Source organism: Actinoplanes siamensis, from assembly GCF_016862395.1.
Lineage (GTDB): Bacteria > Actinomycetota > Actinomycetes > Mycobacteriales > Micromonosporaceae > Actinoplanes > Actinoplanes siamensis.
This window is the reverse complement of sequence record NZ_BOMW01000017.1, coordinates 94,732-110,308: the sequence shown is the minus strand read 5'-3', so window position 1 is coordinate 110,308 and position 15,577 is coordinate 94,732. Positions and strand designations below refer to the sequence as shown.

13 protein-coding genes are annotated in these 15,577 nt (G+C 70.4%); 7 read left to right on the top strand and 6 right to left on the bottom strand.

The window, feature by feature from the left end; genetic code table 11:
• Position 1: 1 nt before the first annotated feature.
• Positions 2 to 2,947: a glycosyl hydrolase 115 family protein gene (locus Asi03nite_RS08825; RefSeq protein ID WP_203678052.1), complete on the bottom strand. Its 2,946-nt coding sequence runs from the start codon at positions 2,945 to 2,947 to the stop codon at positions 2 to 4.
• Between the two features lie 452 nt (positions 2,948 to 3,399).
• Positions 3,400 to 3,606, bottom strand: a complete 207-nt coding sequence (locus tag Asi03nite_RS08820; RefSeq protein WP_203678051.1) for a Flp family type IVb pilin — start codon at positions 3,604 to 3,606, stop codon at positions 3,400 to 3,402.
• Between the two features lie 128 nt (positions 3,607 to 3,734).
• Between Asi03nite_RS08820 and Asi03nite_RS08815 the strand changes: the two genes are divergently transcribed.
• Complete coding sequence (locus Asi03nite_RS08815; protein WP_203678050.1) at positions 3,735 to 4,025, top strand: DeoR family transcriptional regulator; 291 nt, start codon at positions 3,735 to 3,737, stop codon at positions 4,023 to 4,025.
• Here Asi03nite_RS08815 and Asi03nite_RS08810 read toward each other — a convergent pair.
• Positions 3,977 to 4,525: a YciI family protein gene (locus Asi03nite_RS08810; RefSeq protein ID WP_203678049.1), complete on the bottom strand. Its 549-nt coding sequence runs from the start codon at positions 4,523 to 4,525 to the stop codon at positions 3,977 to 3,979. The genes Asi03nite_RS08815 and Asi03nite_RS08810 overlap by 49 nt on opposite strands.
• 150 nt (positions 4,526 to 4,675) lie before the next feature.
• Here Asi03nite_RS08810 and Asi03nite_RS08805 point away from each other — a divergent pair, with 150 nt between their 5' ends.
• The 6 genes from Asi03nite_RS08805 to Asi03nite_RS08780 all read left to right on the top strand — a co-directional run bounded on the left by Asi03nite_RS08805 (position 4,676) and on the right by Asi03nite_RS08780 (position 11,868).
• Positions 4,676 to 5,002 (top strand): TraR/DksA family transcriptional regulator, encoded by a 327-nt coding sequence (locus tag Asi03nite_RS08805; RefSeq protein ID WP_203678048.1) that lies wholly within the window; start codon positions 4,676 to 4,678, stop codon positions 5,000 to 5,002.
• A 579-nt stretch (positions 5,003 to 5,581) separates the two neighbouring features.
• Positions 5,582 to 7,165, top strand: coding sequence for a methyl-accepting chemotaxis protein (locus Asi03nite_RS08800; RefSeq protein ID WP_203678047.1), 1,584 nt, complete (start codon positions 5,582 to 5,584; stop codon positions 7,163 to 7,165).
• Between the two features lie 29 nt (positions 7,166 to 7,194).
• Positions 7,195 to 8,541 (top strand): ABC transporter substrate-binding protein, encoded by a 1,347-nt coding sequence (locus Asi03nite_RS08795; protein WP_203678046.1) that lies wholly within the window; start codon positions 7,195 to 7,197, stop codon positions 8,539 to 8,541.
• A 250-nt stretch (positions 8,542 to 8,791) separates the two neighbouring features.
• On the top strand, positions 8,792 to 10,048 hold the full coding sequence (locus tag Asi03nite_RS08790; RefSeq protein ID WP_203678045.1) for a GGDEF domain-containing protein: 1,257 nt from the start codon (positions 8,792 to 8,794) through the stop codon (positions 10,046 to 10,048).
• Positions 10,049 to 10,455: 407 nt separating this feature from the next.
• Complete coding sequence (locus Asi03nite_RS08785; protein WP_203678044.1) at positions 10,456 to 10,866, top strand: hypothetical protein; 411 nt, start codon at positions 10,456 to 10,458, stop codon at positions 10,864 to 10,866.
• A 219-nt stretch (positions 10,867 to 11,085) separates the two neighbouring features.
• On the top strand, positions 11,086 to 11,868 hold the full coding sequence (locus Asi03nite_RS08780) for a sulfite exporter TauE/SafE family protein (protein WP_203678043.1): 783 nt from the start codon (positions 11,086 to 11,088) through the stop codon (positions 11,866 to 11,868).
• A 59-nt stretch (positions 11,869 to 11,927) separates the two neighbouring features.
• Here the strand turns inward: Asi03nite_RS08780 and Asi03nite_RS08775 are convergent, their stop codons facing one another.
• From Asi03nite_RS08775 to Asi03nite_RS08765, 3 genes are all read right to left on the bottom strand, one after another.
• Complete coding sequence (locus Asi03nite_RS08775) at positions 11,928 to 12,260, bottom strand: STAS domain-containing protein (RefSeq protein WP_203678042.1); 333 nt, start codon at positions 12,258 to 12,260, stop codon at positions 11,928 to 11,930.
• A gap of 180 nt (positions 12,261 to 12,440) precedes the next feature.
• Positions 12,441 to 13,520, bottom strand: a complete 1,080-nt coding sequence (locus tag Asi03nite_RS08770; RefSeq protein ID WP_239102551.1) for a substrate-binding domain-containing protein — start codon at positions 13,518 to 13,520, stop codon at positions 12,441 to 12,443.
• Positions 13,517 to 15,400, bottom strand: a complete 1,884-nt coding sequence (locus Asi03nite_RS08765; RefSeq protein ID WP_203678041.1) for a heparinase II/III domain-containing protein — start codon at positions 15,398 to 15,400, stop codon at positions 13,517 to 13,519. Before Asi03nite_RS08765 ends, Asi03nite_RS08770 begins: the two co-directional genes overlap by 4 nt.
• Positions 15,401 to 15,577: the final 177 nt, after the last annotated feature.

Sequence of the window (15,577 nt, the reverse complement as noted above, 5' to 3'; positions counted from 1 at the left end):
GTCAGAACCTCCGGCTGGTGGGCGGGCCGAGATAGCTGTACTTGACCCCGCCGGTGTCCACGATCAACCGTTGCAGGATCACCGCTGAGTCGATCGCCAGGAACGAGACGGTGTGCGTCCCTGCCCCGGCGATCTCGTGCGTGGTCGTGGTGACGTTGACGTTGTCCGAGGTGTTGCGGGCCCACTGCCGGTTCATCGTGGTGTCGTTGGCCCCGGTCGCGGCGACCGCGTCGACGGTCTGCGGGGCCGCGCCGTCCACCGAGATCGCGTACCGCAGCTGCCCGTTCCGCGGGGCCAGCAGGGCAGAGATCCGCACCGGCCCGGAGCTGGTCAGCGTCACCCGGTAGTCGAGCCGGGAGCCGCCGCCGGCCGGCGTCATGCCGTCGCCGGCCTTCCCGATCCCGGGCAGCACCTGCCAGGCGCCGGCCTTCCGGTCGAAGCCGGTCGCCGGGATCGAGACGTAGCCGTTGGCCTCGGCGAAACCCCGCGGCGTGAGCGCCGGGTTGCGGATCGGCGCGCGCACCAGGACCGTGCTTCCCGCGCCTTCGACCTTCAGCTGTACGTCGGTGACCCCGGCCGGCGCCCGCCGCCAGTCCACCGACACGCCCGCCCGGATCTGCTTGTCCACCGTCCCCGAAGCCGGCGTGACGTGCACCCACGGCTGCCCCGCGGTGATCCGGTACCGGAACGGCGCCGTCCCCTTGTTGTAGACCTCGATGTACTGCCGGGCCTGCGCCTGCCACGGGCTGAACTCGGGCAGCGTGGTGGCGTCCCCGCCGTCCAGCGCGACGCCCAGCGAGGAGCCGGCGGGCACCTCGATCCGCCGCAGGTACGGGTAGATCTCGTCCGGCAGCGCCACGTTGTTCAGTTCCGGCTGCTGCCAGGGCGCGTTCGGGCCGTAGCGCGCCACGTTCCCGTACCCGATCTTGGGTTGCAGCTGCCAGTCCTTCCACTTCCCGCCGGCCAGCTCGGTGTTGTAGTAGGCGTTGAGAGCCTGGTCCTCGGCGAACCGCGCCTCCGCCTCGGCGGCCAGGTCGTTGGTCGCGGCCCGGCCCTGCGCCGCGTAGCGGATGTTGGTGAACTCGGCCCGGCGCAGCTCGTACAGGTTCGCGGTCGCCGCCACCTGGTAGTAGACGAGCTGGAAGAACGCGTCCCGCCAGGCGTCCGGCACCCGCTCGCGCAGGCGGGTGGCGCGATCCGCGAGCGCGACCCACTCGCCGACGACCCGGTCCATCTCGGCGTAGTCGGTGAGGCTGAACGGGTTGCCCTGGTCGTCGTAGATCACCGCGGACGGGTCGGTGTGTAGGTCCTTGGCCGGGTCGACGGTGATCCGCCGGTTGAGCAGCTCGGGCTTGCGGCGCGACTGCAGAACGCCGTACCGGGACAGGATCTCCGCGATCTCGGCGGACAGCGGCGTGCCGAAGTTCTCCGCCGCGTAGCGGCGTTCCCAGGCCTTGATGCCGTCCAGCGGAATCGCATCCGGGTTCCACGCGTAGTCCAGGAAGAACTGGGTCGGCTCCTCCTCGTTCTTGAGATCGCCGACGTTCGCCACCCAGAGCCGGTCCACGCCGGACGTGTACGCGCGGTGCAGCTGTTCCCAGGTGTTGACCAGGTTGGCGGTGTCCACCCACTTGTAGTTGCGGCCGTCGCCGACGTAGTCGAAGTGGTAGTAGAGGCCGTACCCGCCGCTGCGGGCCGGCAGCGACGGGTCGGGCAGCTTGCGCATGTTGCCCCAGTTGTCGTCGCAGAACACCACTGTCACGTCGTCCGGCGGGCGGTAGCCCTGGTCCCAGTAGCGCTGCACCTCCTTGTAGAGGGTCTGCACCTGGGGCGCGCCGAGCATGCCCTCCTCCGCGAGGATCTGGCGCTGGGTGTCGATGATCGAGTCCATCAGGTCGGTGCCGTCGCCGTCCGGCAGGCTCACGTCGCCGTTGCCGCGCATGCCGAGCGTGACCACGCCCTCGATGTCCTGGTCGCGCATCCGCTCGATGCCGGCCCGCCAGTAGTTCTTGATCGCGTCCGGGTTGCGCCGGAAGCTCCACTCGCCGGTGCCGGCCGGGTGGCGGTTCCACTCCTCGATGCCGCGCATCATCGGCGCCTCGTGCGAGGTGCCGATCACCACGCCGTAGTAGCTGGCGGTGGCGTGGTTGGCCGGGTCGTCCTCGGCGAACGCCCGCCCCCAGACCGCCGGCCACAGGTAGTTGGCCTTGAGCCTGAGCATCGTCTCGAAGACCTTCGCGTAGTAGTCGGCGTTCAGCCCGCCCGGATAGCCGGGGGCCTTGCCGGGGCCGAAGTAGGCCGGCGCCCAGGTGCCGGTGGCCGGGTTCTCGTCGTTGATGAAGAACCCGCGGTACTTGACCTTCGGGGTGCCCTGGCTGTGCCGGCCGGGCAGGGCGTAGAGCGCGTCGGCGTGCGGGACCGGCACGTCGTCCCAGAAATGCCAGGGCGAGACGCCGATCAGGCGGGACACGTCGTAGAGACCGTAGATGGTGCCGCGCTGATCGCTGCCGGCGATCACGAACGCCCGGCGCACACCCGGAAGCGGGTGGTCGACGACCTGTTGCAGCGAGGTCTCCCATTTGCCGGCGATGCCGCGGGTGTCCAGCCGGCCACCGGCGACCATCCGGTCGATCAGCGCGGACCTGCCGATCGTGCCGACGATGATCGGATCGCGGCCGCCGGGGAACGCGTCCTGGGCGGCCCGCGGGGTGACACCTGTCGCGGCGCCGAGGTCGGACCGCAGGTCACCGGCCGCCCGCAGCACGCCCGCGTAGTCGTTGGCGCTGGTCACGATCGGCGCGGCGACGCCGCGGGCGACGAGTGGGAACCGGCCGGGCCCGGCCTTGGTGGAGAGATAGCCGCTGTCGCGTTCGGGGGGCGCGGCGCGGGCGGGGACCGGGGTGAGGAGGGCGAGTGCGGCCAGGGCGGCCGCGAGGTGACTTCGCATGGGGGTACGCCTCCGGTGGTCGAAGCGCTCCAAAAGTTTCGGGAACATGCCGATCAGGTACCGGCAACGTATAGCCACGCATCTATCGAGTCAATGCTTACGGAAAGGCCTGCCGTCCCGAACCGGCTCACCGAAAATTCCGATCGGAAAACGGAAGATCAGTTGATCCGGGAACCGGTCCCTGGGGACCCGGCCGGAGGGCGGCGTGCCGGTGTCCGGTGTGGTCCGGTCCGCTGCTCCCGGGGCGCCACGATGACCTGCGGGAACGAGAGTGCGGGCCGGTGTTCGTCCGGCGCCGCGGCGCGACGCCGGACGGATCCGGCCGGCTGTGGCCGGGTTGCCTCGGTGGCTGCTCCGCCGCGGCCGAACGGGGGCGCCGGCGTGGCCCGGCGGGCAATGACGAAGGGGCACGGCCACCGGCCGTGCCCCCTCGTGCCCGATCGTGAACCGCGTCAGGAGACGCCGGGAAAACTGATCTCGCGGGTCAGCGTGGTGAGGACCGAGGCGATCTGGCCGCCGAAGGCGGAGAAGGCGGCGATGCAGACGCCGACGACGATGGCGGCCAGCAGCGAGTACTCGACAACGGTGGCGCCCCGGTCGTCGGCGGCGGCGAAGTAGCGAGCATGGAGGTAGGTGACCAGCATGTTCAGCTTTTCCATGACGCTTGTCCTTCGTCGGCGGGTGGCGCGGGTGCTGCGGCGGGGGCATCATCAACTTCGGAACGTTCCCGGTGCGCTGAAGGCTTGTGGAGTTGCAGAACAGTTGTCGCGCGTTGCCGAAGTGAGCGGTGGACAGGCGGCAGTGGCCGGCGCCCGGTCCCCACCGGCGGAGCGGAGCGGAGGACCGGCTTCTCCAGGCGCGGCGGCACGAGCGGCTGCTGGGCCGCCTGTGTGGCTGCGGGGCGATCCGGGTCCGGGAGTTGGCGCGCGACCTGGGCGTCAGCGACCTGACCATCCGCCGGGACGGCGCGCGGCGGCGGGGTGATCAAAGCTCGGCCGAGATGAGTGCGCTCGCCTTACTGGTGACGGCTTATCTCCGCCCTCCGAATTCCCAGCGATGTACCTCGATGAGACAATAATGCTCCCGACTAAGAATCGTGCGCGCTTCGTCTGAATCCTGAGCGACCAACAACGCGGCGGTTCCCACCCACGTCGTGCCATCGTCGGACAACAGCGGCCCGTACGCGATCAAATGATCCTGATCGGAAGGCACTGTGATGTCAGCGCCCGGGCCGTGGCCCAAGCCGAGCACAAAGTACCGGTTGCCGTCCGCCGGGCCTCCAGGGAAGTCCCACATGGTGCGCCCCAGCGCGTTGCGCCACCGCCGCAAAAGCACGTCTTGGTATACCCCGGCCTGGTAGTTGGGCTCGTCGAATGCGAACGCGCGCGCGGCAGCCGGGTCGTTGAGGTCCACAATATGAAGACTCCCCGACGGGGTATCGCCATCCGAGGCGAAGGTCGGACCACGGGCGATCAATTCCGCTTCGAACCTATCCATATACGCCCAATGTTGTTCCGCCAGCTCGTAACGCAACGCTAGTGAGCCGGGCCGGTCGCGGTGATAGCAGACGAACTCCATTTCCGCAGCCTTTCATACCGTCACCGGGCCTGATGCCGGGCCAGCCGGACACCGTGCGAACTCGGACGGCGCAGGCGCACGGATCCGCCGCCGCCCGCGCGTCACTCCATGGCCCCGTCGGCGCCCGTTGGAGGTCGCTACGCTGTCCATATGGTCCGGGACGAGCTGCTGCGGCTGCGAGCGAGGGCGGAGGCTGAGGCCGCGACGCTGGGCCGGGATCTGGAGGCGCTGTTCCTGGCATCGCGCGATTCGAATGCCGACGACGAGCACGACCCGGAGGGTGCCACCATCGGCTTCGAACGCGCCCAGCTGACCGCGCTGCTGGCGACGGCGCGGGAGCGTATCGCCGAGGTGGATGACGCGCTGCGCCGGGTGGACGCGGGGACCTACGGCGTCTGCGAAGGATGCGAAGGGCCGATCGGCGATGAACGGCTCGCCGCTCGGCCCTTCGCCCGCTTGTGCATGGCATGCGCATAGAGGATCGAGGAGAGTGAGACGCCCGCTGGGCTCGAGATGTGCCGGGCTGGCATTTTCATCGAAAGCCATGTCTTTCCTTCGATCGGCCCGGCGCGGTTGATCGGAATGGTGGCGCCGGTTCGTTGAACCCGTCGCTACAGGCGCGAACAGCACTGGCGTCCGGTTGCGGCAGCGGCACGCCGAAGGCTCGAAGGTGGAGGTGATCAGCCGAGAGCGGTCATCGTTCACTCGGCCCTCAACTCGCTGCATGATCGGTATGAATCCTAGATAGCCGACCCCTGGCAAGATGATCATCAAGCCTGCACGTACCTGAATGAGTTGGGCGTTGTCGAGCAGCATCTCAATGCTCGTCATCACGAAAAAAACGGTGCACCCGCCATGAAGCCGAATATGCCGATCACAAGTTCACCGCACCGTCAAAAACCAGCTAACCAGCTCTCCCTCAAGATCCGGGCTTGACAGTCGGACCTTTTCCGGCGAGGGGTCCGGCTGCGGTAGCCGCCCCCTCGCCTCAGATTCGCCTTGGATACGACATTCCTGTGCGATGCTGAAGGAAAGGAAGCGGGGGAGCGCCGAGACATGGGCCGTTGGTGGCGGAACCGGGGCGTCCGGACCAAAATGCTGCTGGTAACCGCGATCTCGGGGATCGCCACGGTCGCGGTGGGCGCCGGCGCCCTCATTCAGCTGAATTCGGTCGCGGCCACGGCCAGGACCATCACGGATGATCAAGTGCAGCAGGCCCTGCGCATCAACGAGGCCCGGACGCAGCTGTTGCAGGAGGACTCCACCCTGCTGGAGCACGTCGCGCTCACCGACGAGGTGTCCCGCAGGCGGGCCGACGCGGAGATCCAGGCCGGCGACGCGGCGTACGACGCGGCGTGGTCGGCGTACCGGGGCGCCAACATCGCTCAACCCGGCACCATCGCGGCCACCGAAGGAATGATCGCCACGTACCGCCAGTTGCGCGACGAGACGATGTTGCCGGCCAGCCGGGCGCACGACGTGGTGAGCTTCCAGAACGGGCGGTTCGTCCAGGGCGCCGCACTGGATATGGCCAAGGACAACCTCGACGAACTGGCCCGCTTCGAGACCGACGGCGTCATGGCGGGAGGTCGCGCCATTCGGCAGGCGAAGACCCAGGCCATCGAGCTCGTCGTGGCCCTGCTGGTCGTGGGCCTGGCGCTTGCCGGCGCTGCCGCGGTGTTCCTGGCCGGTGCGATGGTGCGGCCCGTGAGGCGGGTCGAGGGTGCTCTCGCTGCGATGGCGGGGGGAGATCTCACGAGTCCTGCCGAGGTCGATTCGAATGACGAGATCGGGCGGATGGCGGCCGGCTATGAGCGGGCCCGGCAGGCGATGCGGGACACCGTCGCGGCGCTCGCCACCGCGGCCGAGGCGGTCAACGAAGCCTCCGGGCGGGTGCGCGCGGCCGGCAGCAGGCTCGGCGCTTCCACGGCCGAGAGCGCGCAGCAGGCGCACGCGGTGGCTGAGGCCGCGGGGCTGGTTTCCCGCAACGTGGAAGTGCTGTCCGTGGGCGGCGAGGAGATGGGTTCGTCCATCGAGTCGATCTCGTACAGCGCCAACGAGGCGGCCCGGGTCGCGGCGGCGGCGGTGACCGTCGCGGCGGAGACCACGCAAACCGTAACGAAGCTCGGCCGCTCCTCGGCGGAAATCAGCGACGTGGTCAAGGTGATCACGGCGATCGCCGAGCAGACCAACCTCCTCGCGCTCAACGCCACAATCGAGTCCGCCCGGGCCGGTGAGGCCGGCAAAGGCTTCGCTGTGGTGGCCGGGGAGGTGAAGGAGCTCGCTCAGGAGACCGCCAAGGCCACCGACGACATCGTGCGCCGGGTGCAGGCGATCCAAGGCGACACAGGCGGAGCCGTCGAGGCCATCATGCAGATCAGCGGGATCATCACGCAGATCAACGACTTCCAGCTCACCATCGCCTCGGCGGTGGAGGAACAGACGGCGACGACCACCGAGATGAACCGCAACGTCTCCGAGGCGGCCGGCGGCTCACGGGAGATCGCATCGACCATCGAGGTGCTGGCCGGCTCAGTGCAGGCGGCCGCCCAGGACGCCACCAGCACCCAGGCCGCCGCGGCCGACCTGGCGGAGACGGCGCAGCACCTGCGCGAGGCCGTCCACCGCTTCCGTACCTGACCAAACTCCTAGGGCACTCGAGGACCACGATGATCAGCTCTGTCGGGCGCCGCCGCGCGCTTCCGGTGGCCGCCGCGTGTGCGCTGGCTCTGATCATGGCCGGGTGCGGCAGTGCCGCGACGATGGACCGCGCCTCGGTGGCCCGCTCGGCCGAGTGCGAGCCCTACCGGCCGTACCAGGGCCACGACGGCACGACCGTCTCCATGCTGGGGCCGGTCACCCATCTGGAGGCCAACAAGCTGGCGCAGGCATGGCGGCACTTCGTCAACTGCACCGGCATCCGAATCGACTACAAGGGCTCGTCCAACTTCGAAAAGGACTTGCAGGACCGCGTGGACAAGAACGACTTGCCCGACATCGCGCTCTTCTCCCAGCCGGGGCAGATGCAGGGCTTCGTCGCTGACGGCAAGCTCAAGCCCGCGTCGGCGGCGGTCAACACCGCCGCTCAGAAGGGCTGGTCGACTGACTGGCAGAACTACGGCATGGCGAACGGCACGCGGTACGCCACCCCGCTGGGCGCCAGCGTCAAGTCGTTGGTTTGGTACTCGCCGCAGGCCTTCAAGAAGCGGGGCTACGAGGTGCCGGAGAGCTGGGACGACCTGATCGCCCTGAGCGACAGGATCGCCGCCAGCGGTGCCAAGCCCTGGTGCGCCGGCATCGAGTCCGGTGCGGCCACCGGCTGGCCGGCCACCGACTGGATCGAGGACGTCGCCCTTCGGCTGGCCGGTCCGGCGGTCTACGACCGGTGGGTCAAGCACGAGATCACGTTCAACGACCCGCAGATCGTCGCAGTGGTCGACAAGGCCGGCACCATCCTGCGAAACCCACGGTACGTCAACGGTGGGTACGCCGGCGTGGCCAGCATCGCCACCACCTCCTACGTCAGCGCCGGCCTGCCCCTCCTCACCGGCAAGTGCACCCTGCACCGGCAGGCGTCGTTCTACGGCAACCAGTGGCCGCGCGGGACGAAGGTGGCCGAGGACGGCGATATCTTCGCGTTCTACCTCCCGCCCATCGATCCCGCCAAAGGCAAGCCAGTCCTGGTCGCCGGGGACTTCGTGGCGGCGTTCGCGGACCGCCCGGAGGTCGAGGCCGTGTGGGCATACCTGGCCAGTGCCGAGTTCGCCGCGAGCCGCGCGCCACTCGGCGGCTGGGTATCCGCGAACAAGAACATCGACCTCGGGCTCTTCACCAACCCGGTGGACCGGCTCTCGGCCGAGATCTTGCGGGATCCCAAGTCGGTCGCCCGGTTCGACGCCTCCGACCAGATGCCGGCCAAGGTCGGTGCGGGCAGCTTCTGGACCGGCATGACCGCGTGGATCAAGGGGCAGGGCACCAGGGCCACCCTCGACGCCATCGAGGCGTCCTGGCCGTGACGCGTGCCGTTCAGGTCGGTAATTGCCCCGAACGATTCGGCCATCCGAAGAGATCGGTGTCAAGGTGGTCCGGGCGGCATCGCAGCCGGCTCAAAGCCGACGGCGAGCAGCACACCGCCCATAACGCTGCCGTCAGTGTCGTTGCGGCTGCCCGGCCGTATGCGACGACCGGTCGTTACCGGCCTCACTACTCAGCTTCGGCGGTCTGTGGACGATGGGCTAGCGCGGCAAGTCGCGGCTGAAGATAGTGGTGAGCCTTGTGATCGACGGGCAAACGGACTTTGAGTTCGGCAAGGTCGGTAACGACTCGTTCCGGGCGCTGGTGGAGCTGTCGCCGGACACGATCTTTGTGATTTGCGAGGGTTATCACGCCTTCGTGAATGCTCGTGGACTCGCGTTGCTCGGTGCCCGGACCCTCACCGATTTGCAGGACCGGCCAGCGATCGAGTTCATGCACCCGGACTACCGGGACCCGGGCGCGGCCCGGATGCGCTCGTTGACGGCTGACGGCACCCCGTTGCAGTACGTCGAGGAGAAACTGGTCCGCCTGGACGGGACAGTCGTCGACATCGAGGCCGCCGGCACCCCGCTGGAGTTCAACGGCCGCCCCGCGGCACTGATTGTGGCTCGCGACATCACGGAACGTAAACGGGCCGAATCCGAATTGGCAGCCGCGCAGCAGCGCTTCCACGCCGCGTTCCGGCATGCGCCCACCGGGATGGCGATGCTCGACGCCACCGGGTCGATCACGGAGGTAAACCCGGCGCTGGAGGCGCTACTTTCCGCTCCGGCCGCGGAGATCGTAGGCGGGGCCTACTGGGACTGGGTCGACGTAGCCGACCGCGAGCAGGCCCAAGCGGCCTTTCACGTGATGGCCGACGGGACTGCCGGCACCTGTGAGGGCGACCTCAGCTTTCGCCGCGCCGACGACCGGCATGTCTGCCTGCGCATATGCGTGGCACCACTGGCTGACAACGGCTCGTTCATCGCCCACGTGATTGACGTGACAGCCGCCAAGGCGACCGAACGTGAACTCGTCCACCAGGCCCGGATGGACCCGCTCACCCAACTACCCAACCGCGCGGCCCTGCTGGACCAACTTGCGCGGGCATTGACCAAGCGGCTGACCCGCGTAGCGGTGCTCTTCCTGGATTTAGACGATTTCAAACCGATCAACGATCGATACGGTCATGCGGTCGGTGACGAATTGCTCCAGTTGATAGCCCATCGCCTACGCCGCGCAATCCGAGCCGACGACCTGGTGGGACGGCTCGGCGGTGACGAGTTCGTCGTGGTCCTGGCCAGCCCGGACTGCAAGCAGCGAGCCGACGCGTTGGCCACACGCATCTGCGAAGTGGTTGAACGTCCGGCGACGCTGACGGCCGGCACGATCCGCGTCGGCGTGAGTATCGGGATAGCCGTCGGCACCGGAGTCGAATACGACGCCACCGGGCTGCTGGCTGCCGCCGACACTGTCATGTACCAGAGCAAGGCGGCCCGACGCTGAGGGCAACCGGGCGACCCCTCGCGCATCTGCCGCGGGGTCGGGCGTTACACGGTCACGCCTGCGTCATCGCCCGGCTCGCGCTCGTAGCCGAAAAGAGAGCGACAGCCCGGACGTCTAGACCGAAGCCTGGCCGGGCCGCAGTCCTAGAGCAATGAAACAAGTAGCCGCTGTCCGCGCTCCTGCCGACGTCCACGTTAAAGCCGACGTTCGCGCTGCCGACGATCGCCTTACGGGGGTGCGGCATGGTCGTACTCTCAGGAGCCCGGGGCCCCGGTAAACATGAAGTGCTTCAAGGACCCGTACACCGGCTACGACCTGGGGACCGGGCACGCGAACCTGAATACGTCGACAGAGAGGCCGATGCAGCGTTGCTGAGCTCGGAGCGTGCCGCTTCCCTTCTGCCCTGCGTGCCACTGCTGGCCATCCCGGCCTGGAGCGTGTGGCGAATGGTCCGCGGCGTGCGCCTCGGCGACTGGCGCCGGCCAGGATGGTTCGGCCACGCCGCTTGGGCGTCCTTCCTCCTGCTGGCCTTGGCGTGGCTGTGGGGAACCCTGTCGAGCGGACTCGACATTGAGGAGACCTGCGGACGGCGACATCACGAGCCGTACGACGACGCGTATTACCAGGCTCATCGAGACGACTACTTCCGGCTCTTCCCCCTGAGCCAGAAGTGCAACGCCGACTACGACCTGGTCGCCCCCTGGGTCAACCCCGCCGTGGCTGTGCTGTTCCTGCTCCTGCTGGCCAGCCTGGCGGGCCTCGGATGGACATCGACACGCCGGACAGCCTGGAAGAAAGGAAAGCGGCAATCGTCGTGAATGACGTCGGTTGTCGCGCCGCCGCATACTCGGCGCGGCGGCACTCACCGGTGCGGCTGTTGCCGTCGCCCTCCACCCCGGGGGTGCCGCGCGGGCAGCTCCGGCGCCCGGCAAGGCGCAGCCCTGGCGTGGCTCGAAGTCGGCGAGCGGCTGGCGCTTGAGATGTTCGCGCCGTGCCCGGCGGTGGTGGCCGCCGGGAACGCCCTAGGCTCGGCGGTCGTGGATCTCGAACAGGCCGGGCTGCTGCTGCTCGGCGGCGTGGGGTCCGGCCTGACCGGCTCGATCGCCGGGCTCGCCTCGCTGGTCAGCTATCCGGTGCTGCTCGCGGCCGGGATCCCGCCGGTGGCGGCCAGCATGACCAACACCGTGGCGCTGCTCGCGGCGCCGGCCGGGACCGCCGCCGGCGCGCGGCGCGAACTGCGCGGGCAGGGCCGGCGGATCAGGCGGGCCGGCGGGATCTGCGCGGCCGGCGGGATCACCGGGGGAGTGCTGCTGCGGAGTACGCCGGCGTCGGCCTTCGAGGTCATCGTGCCGTTCCTGATCGTGCTCGGCGCGCTGGCCCTGCTGTTCCGGGAGGGACTGCGGGACTGGTACACCCGGCCCGGCCGGCTCGGGACGGCCGGGCCGCCGGGTGTCCGGCCGGCGTGGCGGCCGCCGCTCGGGCCCGCGATCTTCCTGATCGGCGTCTACGGCGGCTACTTCGGGGCGGCGGCCGGGGTGCTGCTGCTCGCGGCCATGGCGGTCGCGGCGAGCGAGCCGATCGCGGTGACCAACGCGGTCAAGACGGTGGTGCTGGGCGCCGCCAACCTCGCGGCCGCGATCCTGTACGCGCTGACCGGGCCGGTGCACTGGGGCGCCGCGGCCCTGCTCGGCGCCGGCTGCCTGCTCGGCGCCGGGATCGGTCCGGCAGTGGTGCGCCGCAGCCCGGAGCGCCCGCTGCGGGTGGCGGTCGCCGTCGCCGCGTTCGGCCTGGCGATCTACCTGTGGTGGCAGGCCGCCTGACGGGCGCCGGGCCGGTCACAGCCGGCGGCGGCTCGACGTGGCGGGCCGCCCGGGAACTCCTAGACCGGATCGATGCCGAAGATCTCGGCCAGGCCGGTGACCTCGATCGCCTGCCGCACCGGGGCGGACGGCCGGACCAGCACCATCGTCATCCCCGCGGCCGCGGCGCTGTTGCGCACCCCGACCAGGGCGCCCATCGCGTACGAGTCGATGAACGTCACCTCGGCCAGGTCGAGCGCGAGCTGCCGGCAGGGCGAGCCCGCCACCGCCTTCTCCAGGCTGTCCCGCAGCTCATCGGCGACGTCGACGTCGAGTTCCGGGGCAAGCAGCATCGCTTCCAGCGTGCTGCCGTCGGCGCTGGGCCGGAAGGACACGATGGCATCTGTGGTCATGCCGGATGACCCTACCCAGCGCGCGCCACCCCTACTCATGATCGCCAACCCGCGGGCCGCGGCGATCTCCGGGCCACCGCGCGAAGGAGGACGCCCGGAGCGCGGACGAAGGCGCGCGGGGGAGGACGGGCGCGGGCGGGGAATCGCGGGCGTGGCGGGGCAGGACGGCCGCGACTGTCGTCAGGGCGTCGGTGGGGGAGCGGTGGAGGCCCGCACGCGCAGGGCCGGATTGATCACGACCCGATGAGTCGGGCGATCAGGATCGGCCAGACGGTCGGCGACCAGGCGGACCGCGGCCCGACCGATCGAGCGGCGCGGCGGCCGCACCGCGGTCAGCGCCGGACTGAACAGGCCGGCCACCTCGTCGTCGTAGGCCACCACGGAGAGCTGCCCGGGCACCGCGATCCGCCGCTCCTCGCACCGCTGCACCAGCGCGATCGCCTCGGCGTCGGCGTGCACGAGCACCGCTGTGGTCCCGGTCGCCAGGCAGCGGTCCAGCACCTCGTCCAGGGCGGCCGCGCACTCGGGACTCCTCGCGTCCGGCACGCGCGCGTCGACCGGGGCGTCCAGACCCAGCTCGGTGACCGCCTCCCGCCAGCCGCGGTGCAGGTGCGGGCGGGTCGGGCTGTGCGTGGCCAGCACCACGCCGACCCGCCGATGTCCGAGACCGGCCAGATGCCGCACGGCCATCGCGGCGCCCAGCGCGTGATCGGTCACCACGGACTCCAGCGCCACGTGGAACGGCCCGGTCGCCGCGGTGCGTTCCAGCAGCACCACGGGCAGTCCGGTGCCGGCCAGCCAGTCGACGGTCCGGGTGGCGGTGGGCACGTCCAGGCGCGGCGCGACGATCAGCGCGTCCACTCCCTGATCGACGAGGCGCAGCAGTCGCGGCCGGTCGTCCTCGGTCTCGTACGACGACCCGCGCAGCACGATCCGCATGTCCAGCTCGCGGGCCGCCTCCTCGGCGCCGCGCGCGACCGCGGGGTAGTAGTAGTCCAGCGACGGCACCAGCATGCCCAGCGCCGGGGAGAGACCGGGCTCCGGCGTGGCCTCCGGCGACGGCAGCGTCACGCCCCCGTGCACCCGCCGGACCAGGCCTTCCGCCGCGAGTTGGGCGATGTCGCGGCGGATCGTCACGGCCGCCGCGCCGAGCGTCTCGGTCAGGTCGGAGATCCGCAGCACGCCGTCGCGCCGCAGCGCCTGGAGCAGCCGGGCGCGCCGGGTCTCCGGCAGCGGACCCCGCTTGTCCGATGTGTTCACCGCTGCTCCTTCACGGTCAGGTCGAGGGTGCCGATCGGGCCGAGCCCGCTCACGTCGATCTCCAGCCGGGTCAGCCGGTCCCCCCACACGCCGCGCAGCATCGGGTCGTCCAGCTCGCGCACGGTGACCGTGGCCGGCACCGGCGGGCTCCAGCCGATCCGCAGCCGGCCCGCGCCGTCCAGGGCGGTGACCACGGCATGACCGTTCCCGGTCCGGACCTCGCCGGCCAGCACCAGGTGGATACGGGTCGGCGCCCGGCCCGCGGCGGACAGCTCCCACTGATCCCTTACGGTCACGGACCGTTTGACCCGATCGAGCCGGGCGGTCCGGCGCCAGGCCCGGATCCCGGCCGCCGGGTAGGCGTCCGCAAGATCCAGAGTCAGTTCCGAGTACGACGCACGCACGGTCGCGCTCACCCCGCCGGCGGCGTGCTCGGGGCCGGCGGACTGGGCGACGCCCCGGATCTCCGGAACGTTGTGCCACGAGCTCTGCATCATCCACAGCTCGTAGCGCCGCGGCCCGAACGTCCGCGCGGTGTACGTCGGCCGCCCCGGATCGACCACCACCGGCACCCCGTTCAGCGCCACGATGAAGCTGCCCACGTCGTTGTGGTTGTGGTTCTCCCCGTTGTGTCCGCCCTTGACCACCAGCGCCGGCCCGGAGTCCATCCGGGCGATGAGCACCTGCGTGGACGGCAGCCACACGTCGCGTTGCAGCCAGGAGTCCGGGGCCGCCGGGGTCGCCGAGACCCACTCCGGATCGGTCAGCGCCCGCAGCAACCGTCCCAGCCCGTCGCTCTCGTGGGCCACCGGTGAGCCGGGCCGCCGGTGCGCCGCCGCGTGCGCGACTGCCGCCTGGTCCCCGACCCGCCGGGCCTCCCGGTGCAGCTCGTGCCACGGTTGGCCGCCGGACGGGCGGGCCGGGCTGTCGGCGAGGTTCACATACCAGGGCCCGCCCAGGTGCATCCGGTGCGGGAACGCCACAGTCTCCCGCAACACCCGCGGGGGCGCGGCGCTCAGCACCCCACCGGACGCGTGCGCGAGCACGTCGAGCGCCTCGAGCAGCCGTCCCGCGCCGTTCCACCAGTACGCGTACCCCTCGTCGACCGCGCCGTCCGGCGGCAGCGCCGCGACGTACCGGTCCAGGCCCTCGATCACCAGGCGCGTCAGCGCCTCGCGCCGCTCCCCGGCGTGCACCAGTTGCAGGGTCGCGACCAGCACGTTCCCGTGGATCCACGGGTTCCAGTTGTGCACCGGGCCGTCGAGGCCGAGCCAGTGCCAGTCGCGCCGCTCCTGGAACGGCCGCAGCACCCGCCGCTCCACCTCGTGCCGGATCCGCTCGCGCAATCCGGGTACCCCGTCGTCCAGGGGGTCGCCGAGCAGGTGGTCGATCCAGGCCAGGTCCGCTGCCACCTCGCCGGCCCCGAGGTCCAGGTACGGCTCGGTGACGGTGGGAACCACCGCGCCGTGCCGCTCGAACGTGTCGTCGTGCGCCGGCCAGCACCAGCTGCTCTGCTCACACCAGAGCGTCACCCCGTCGGCCACCTCGTCCAGCCACCGCTCGTCGAGGGTGACCGCCGCGAGCACCGCGGCCCGGGCGACTCGCTCATGCCGGGCCCGCAGGACCTGCTCGTACCCGTCGCGGTCGCCGTCCCGGAAGTACCTGGCATATCCGCTGGCCAGCGGCACCGGCCAGGGTGCGCCGAGATCGCCGGCCGCCCGGGAGCGCAGCTCGCGCACGGTCGGTTCGTCGGGATCGGCCCAGACGGCCCGGTCGGTGGCCGGTGGCACCGGCAGGCACCGGCCGGGTGGCAGCAGGGGCCCGGGGCCGGCCGTCGGCCAGGCCGCGGCCAGGGGTCCGGTGAGGTGGTCGCTGGTCATGTCCCCCGTCCACGACGATCGATCGCGATCGTAACAGATCACTTTGACGATCATGAATGCTTGCCCGAGCGGGGCCGGAAGCCCCACTCTGGACCGTGGGAGTGGATAACTCCAGGTGGATGAGGTCAGATCGCTTCTGACCGCATCAGTCGGTTCAAGACATTGACATGCTTGATT

Bases quoted from the DNA above. Each gene is read 5' to 3' on its own strand.
- Asi03nite_RS08825 (WP_203678052.1), bottom strand. From the start codon at position 2,947: ATGCGAAGTCACCTCGCGGCCGCCCTGGCCGCACTCGCCCTCCTCACC.
- Asi03nite_RS08820 (WP_203678051.1), bottom strand. From the start codon at position 3,606: ATGGAAAAGCTGAACATGCTGGTCACCTACCTCCATGCTCGCTACTTC.
- Asi03nite_RS08810 (WP_203678049.1), bottom strand. From the start codon at position 4,525: ATGGAGTTCGTCTGCTATCACCGCGACCGGCCCGGCTCACTAGCGTTG.
- Asi03nite_RS08805 (WP_203678048.1), top strand. From the start codon at position 4,676: ATGGTCCGGGACGAGCTGCTGCGGCTGCGAGCGAGGGCGGAGGCTGAG.
- Asi03nite_RS08800 (WP_203678047.1), top strand. From the start codon at position 5,582: ATGGGCCGTTGGTGGCGGAACCGGGGCGTCCGGACCAAAATGCTGCTG.
- Asi03nite_RS08795 (WP_203678046.1), top strand. From the start codon at position 7,195: ATGATCAGCTCTGTCGGGCGCCGCCGCGCGCTTCCGGTGGCCGCCGCG.
- Asi03nite_RS08775 (WP_203678042.1), bottom strand. From the start codon at position 12,260: ATGACCACAGATGCCATCGTGTCCTTCCGGCCCAGCGCCGACGGCAGC.
- Asi03nite_RS08765 (WP_203678041.1), bottom strand. From the start codon at position 15,400: ATGACCAGCGACCACCTCACCGGACCCCTGGCCGCGGCCTGGCCGACG.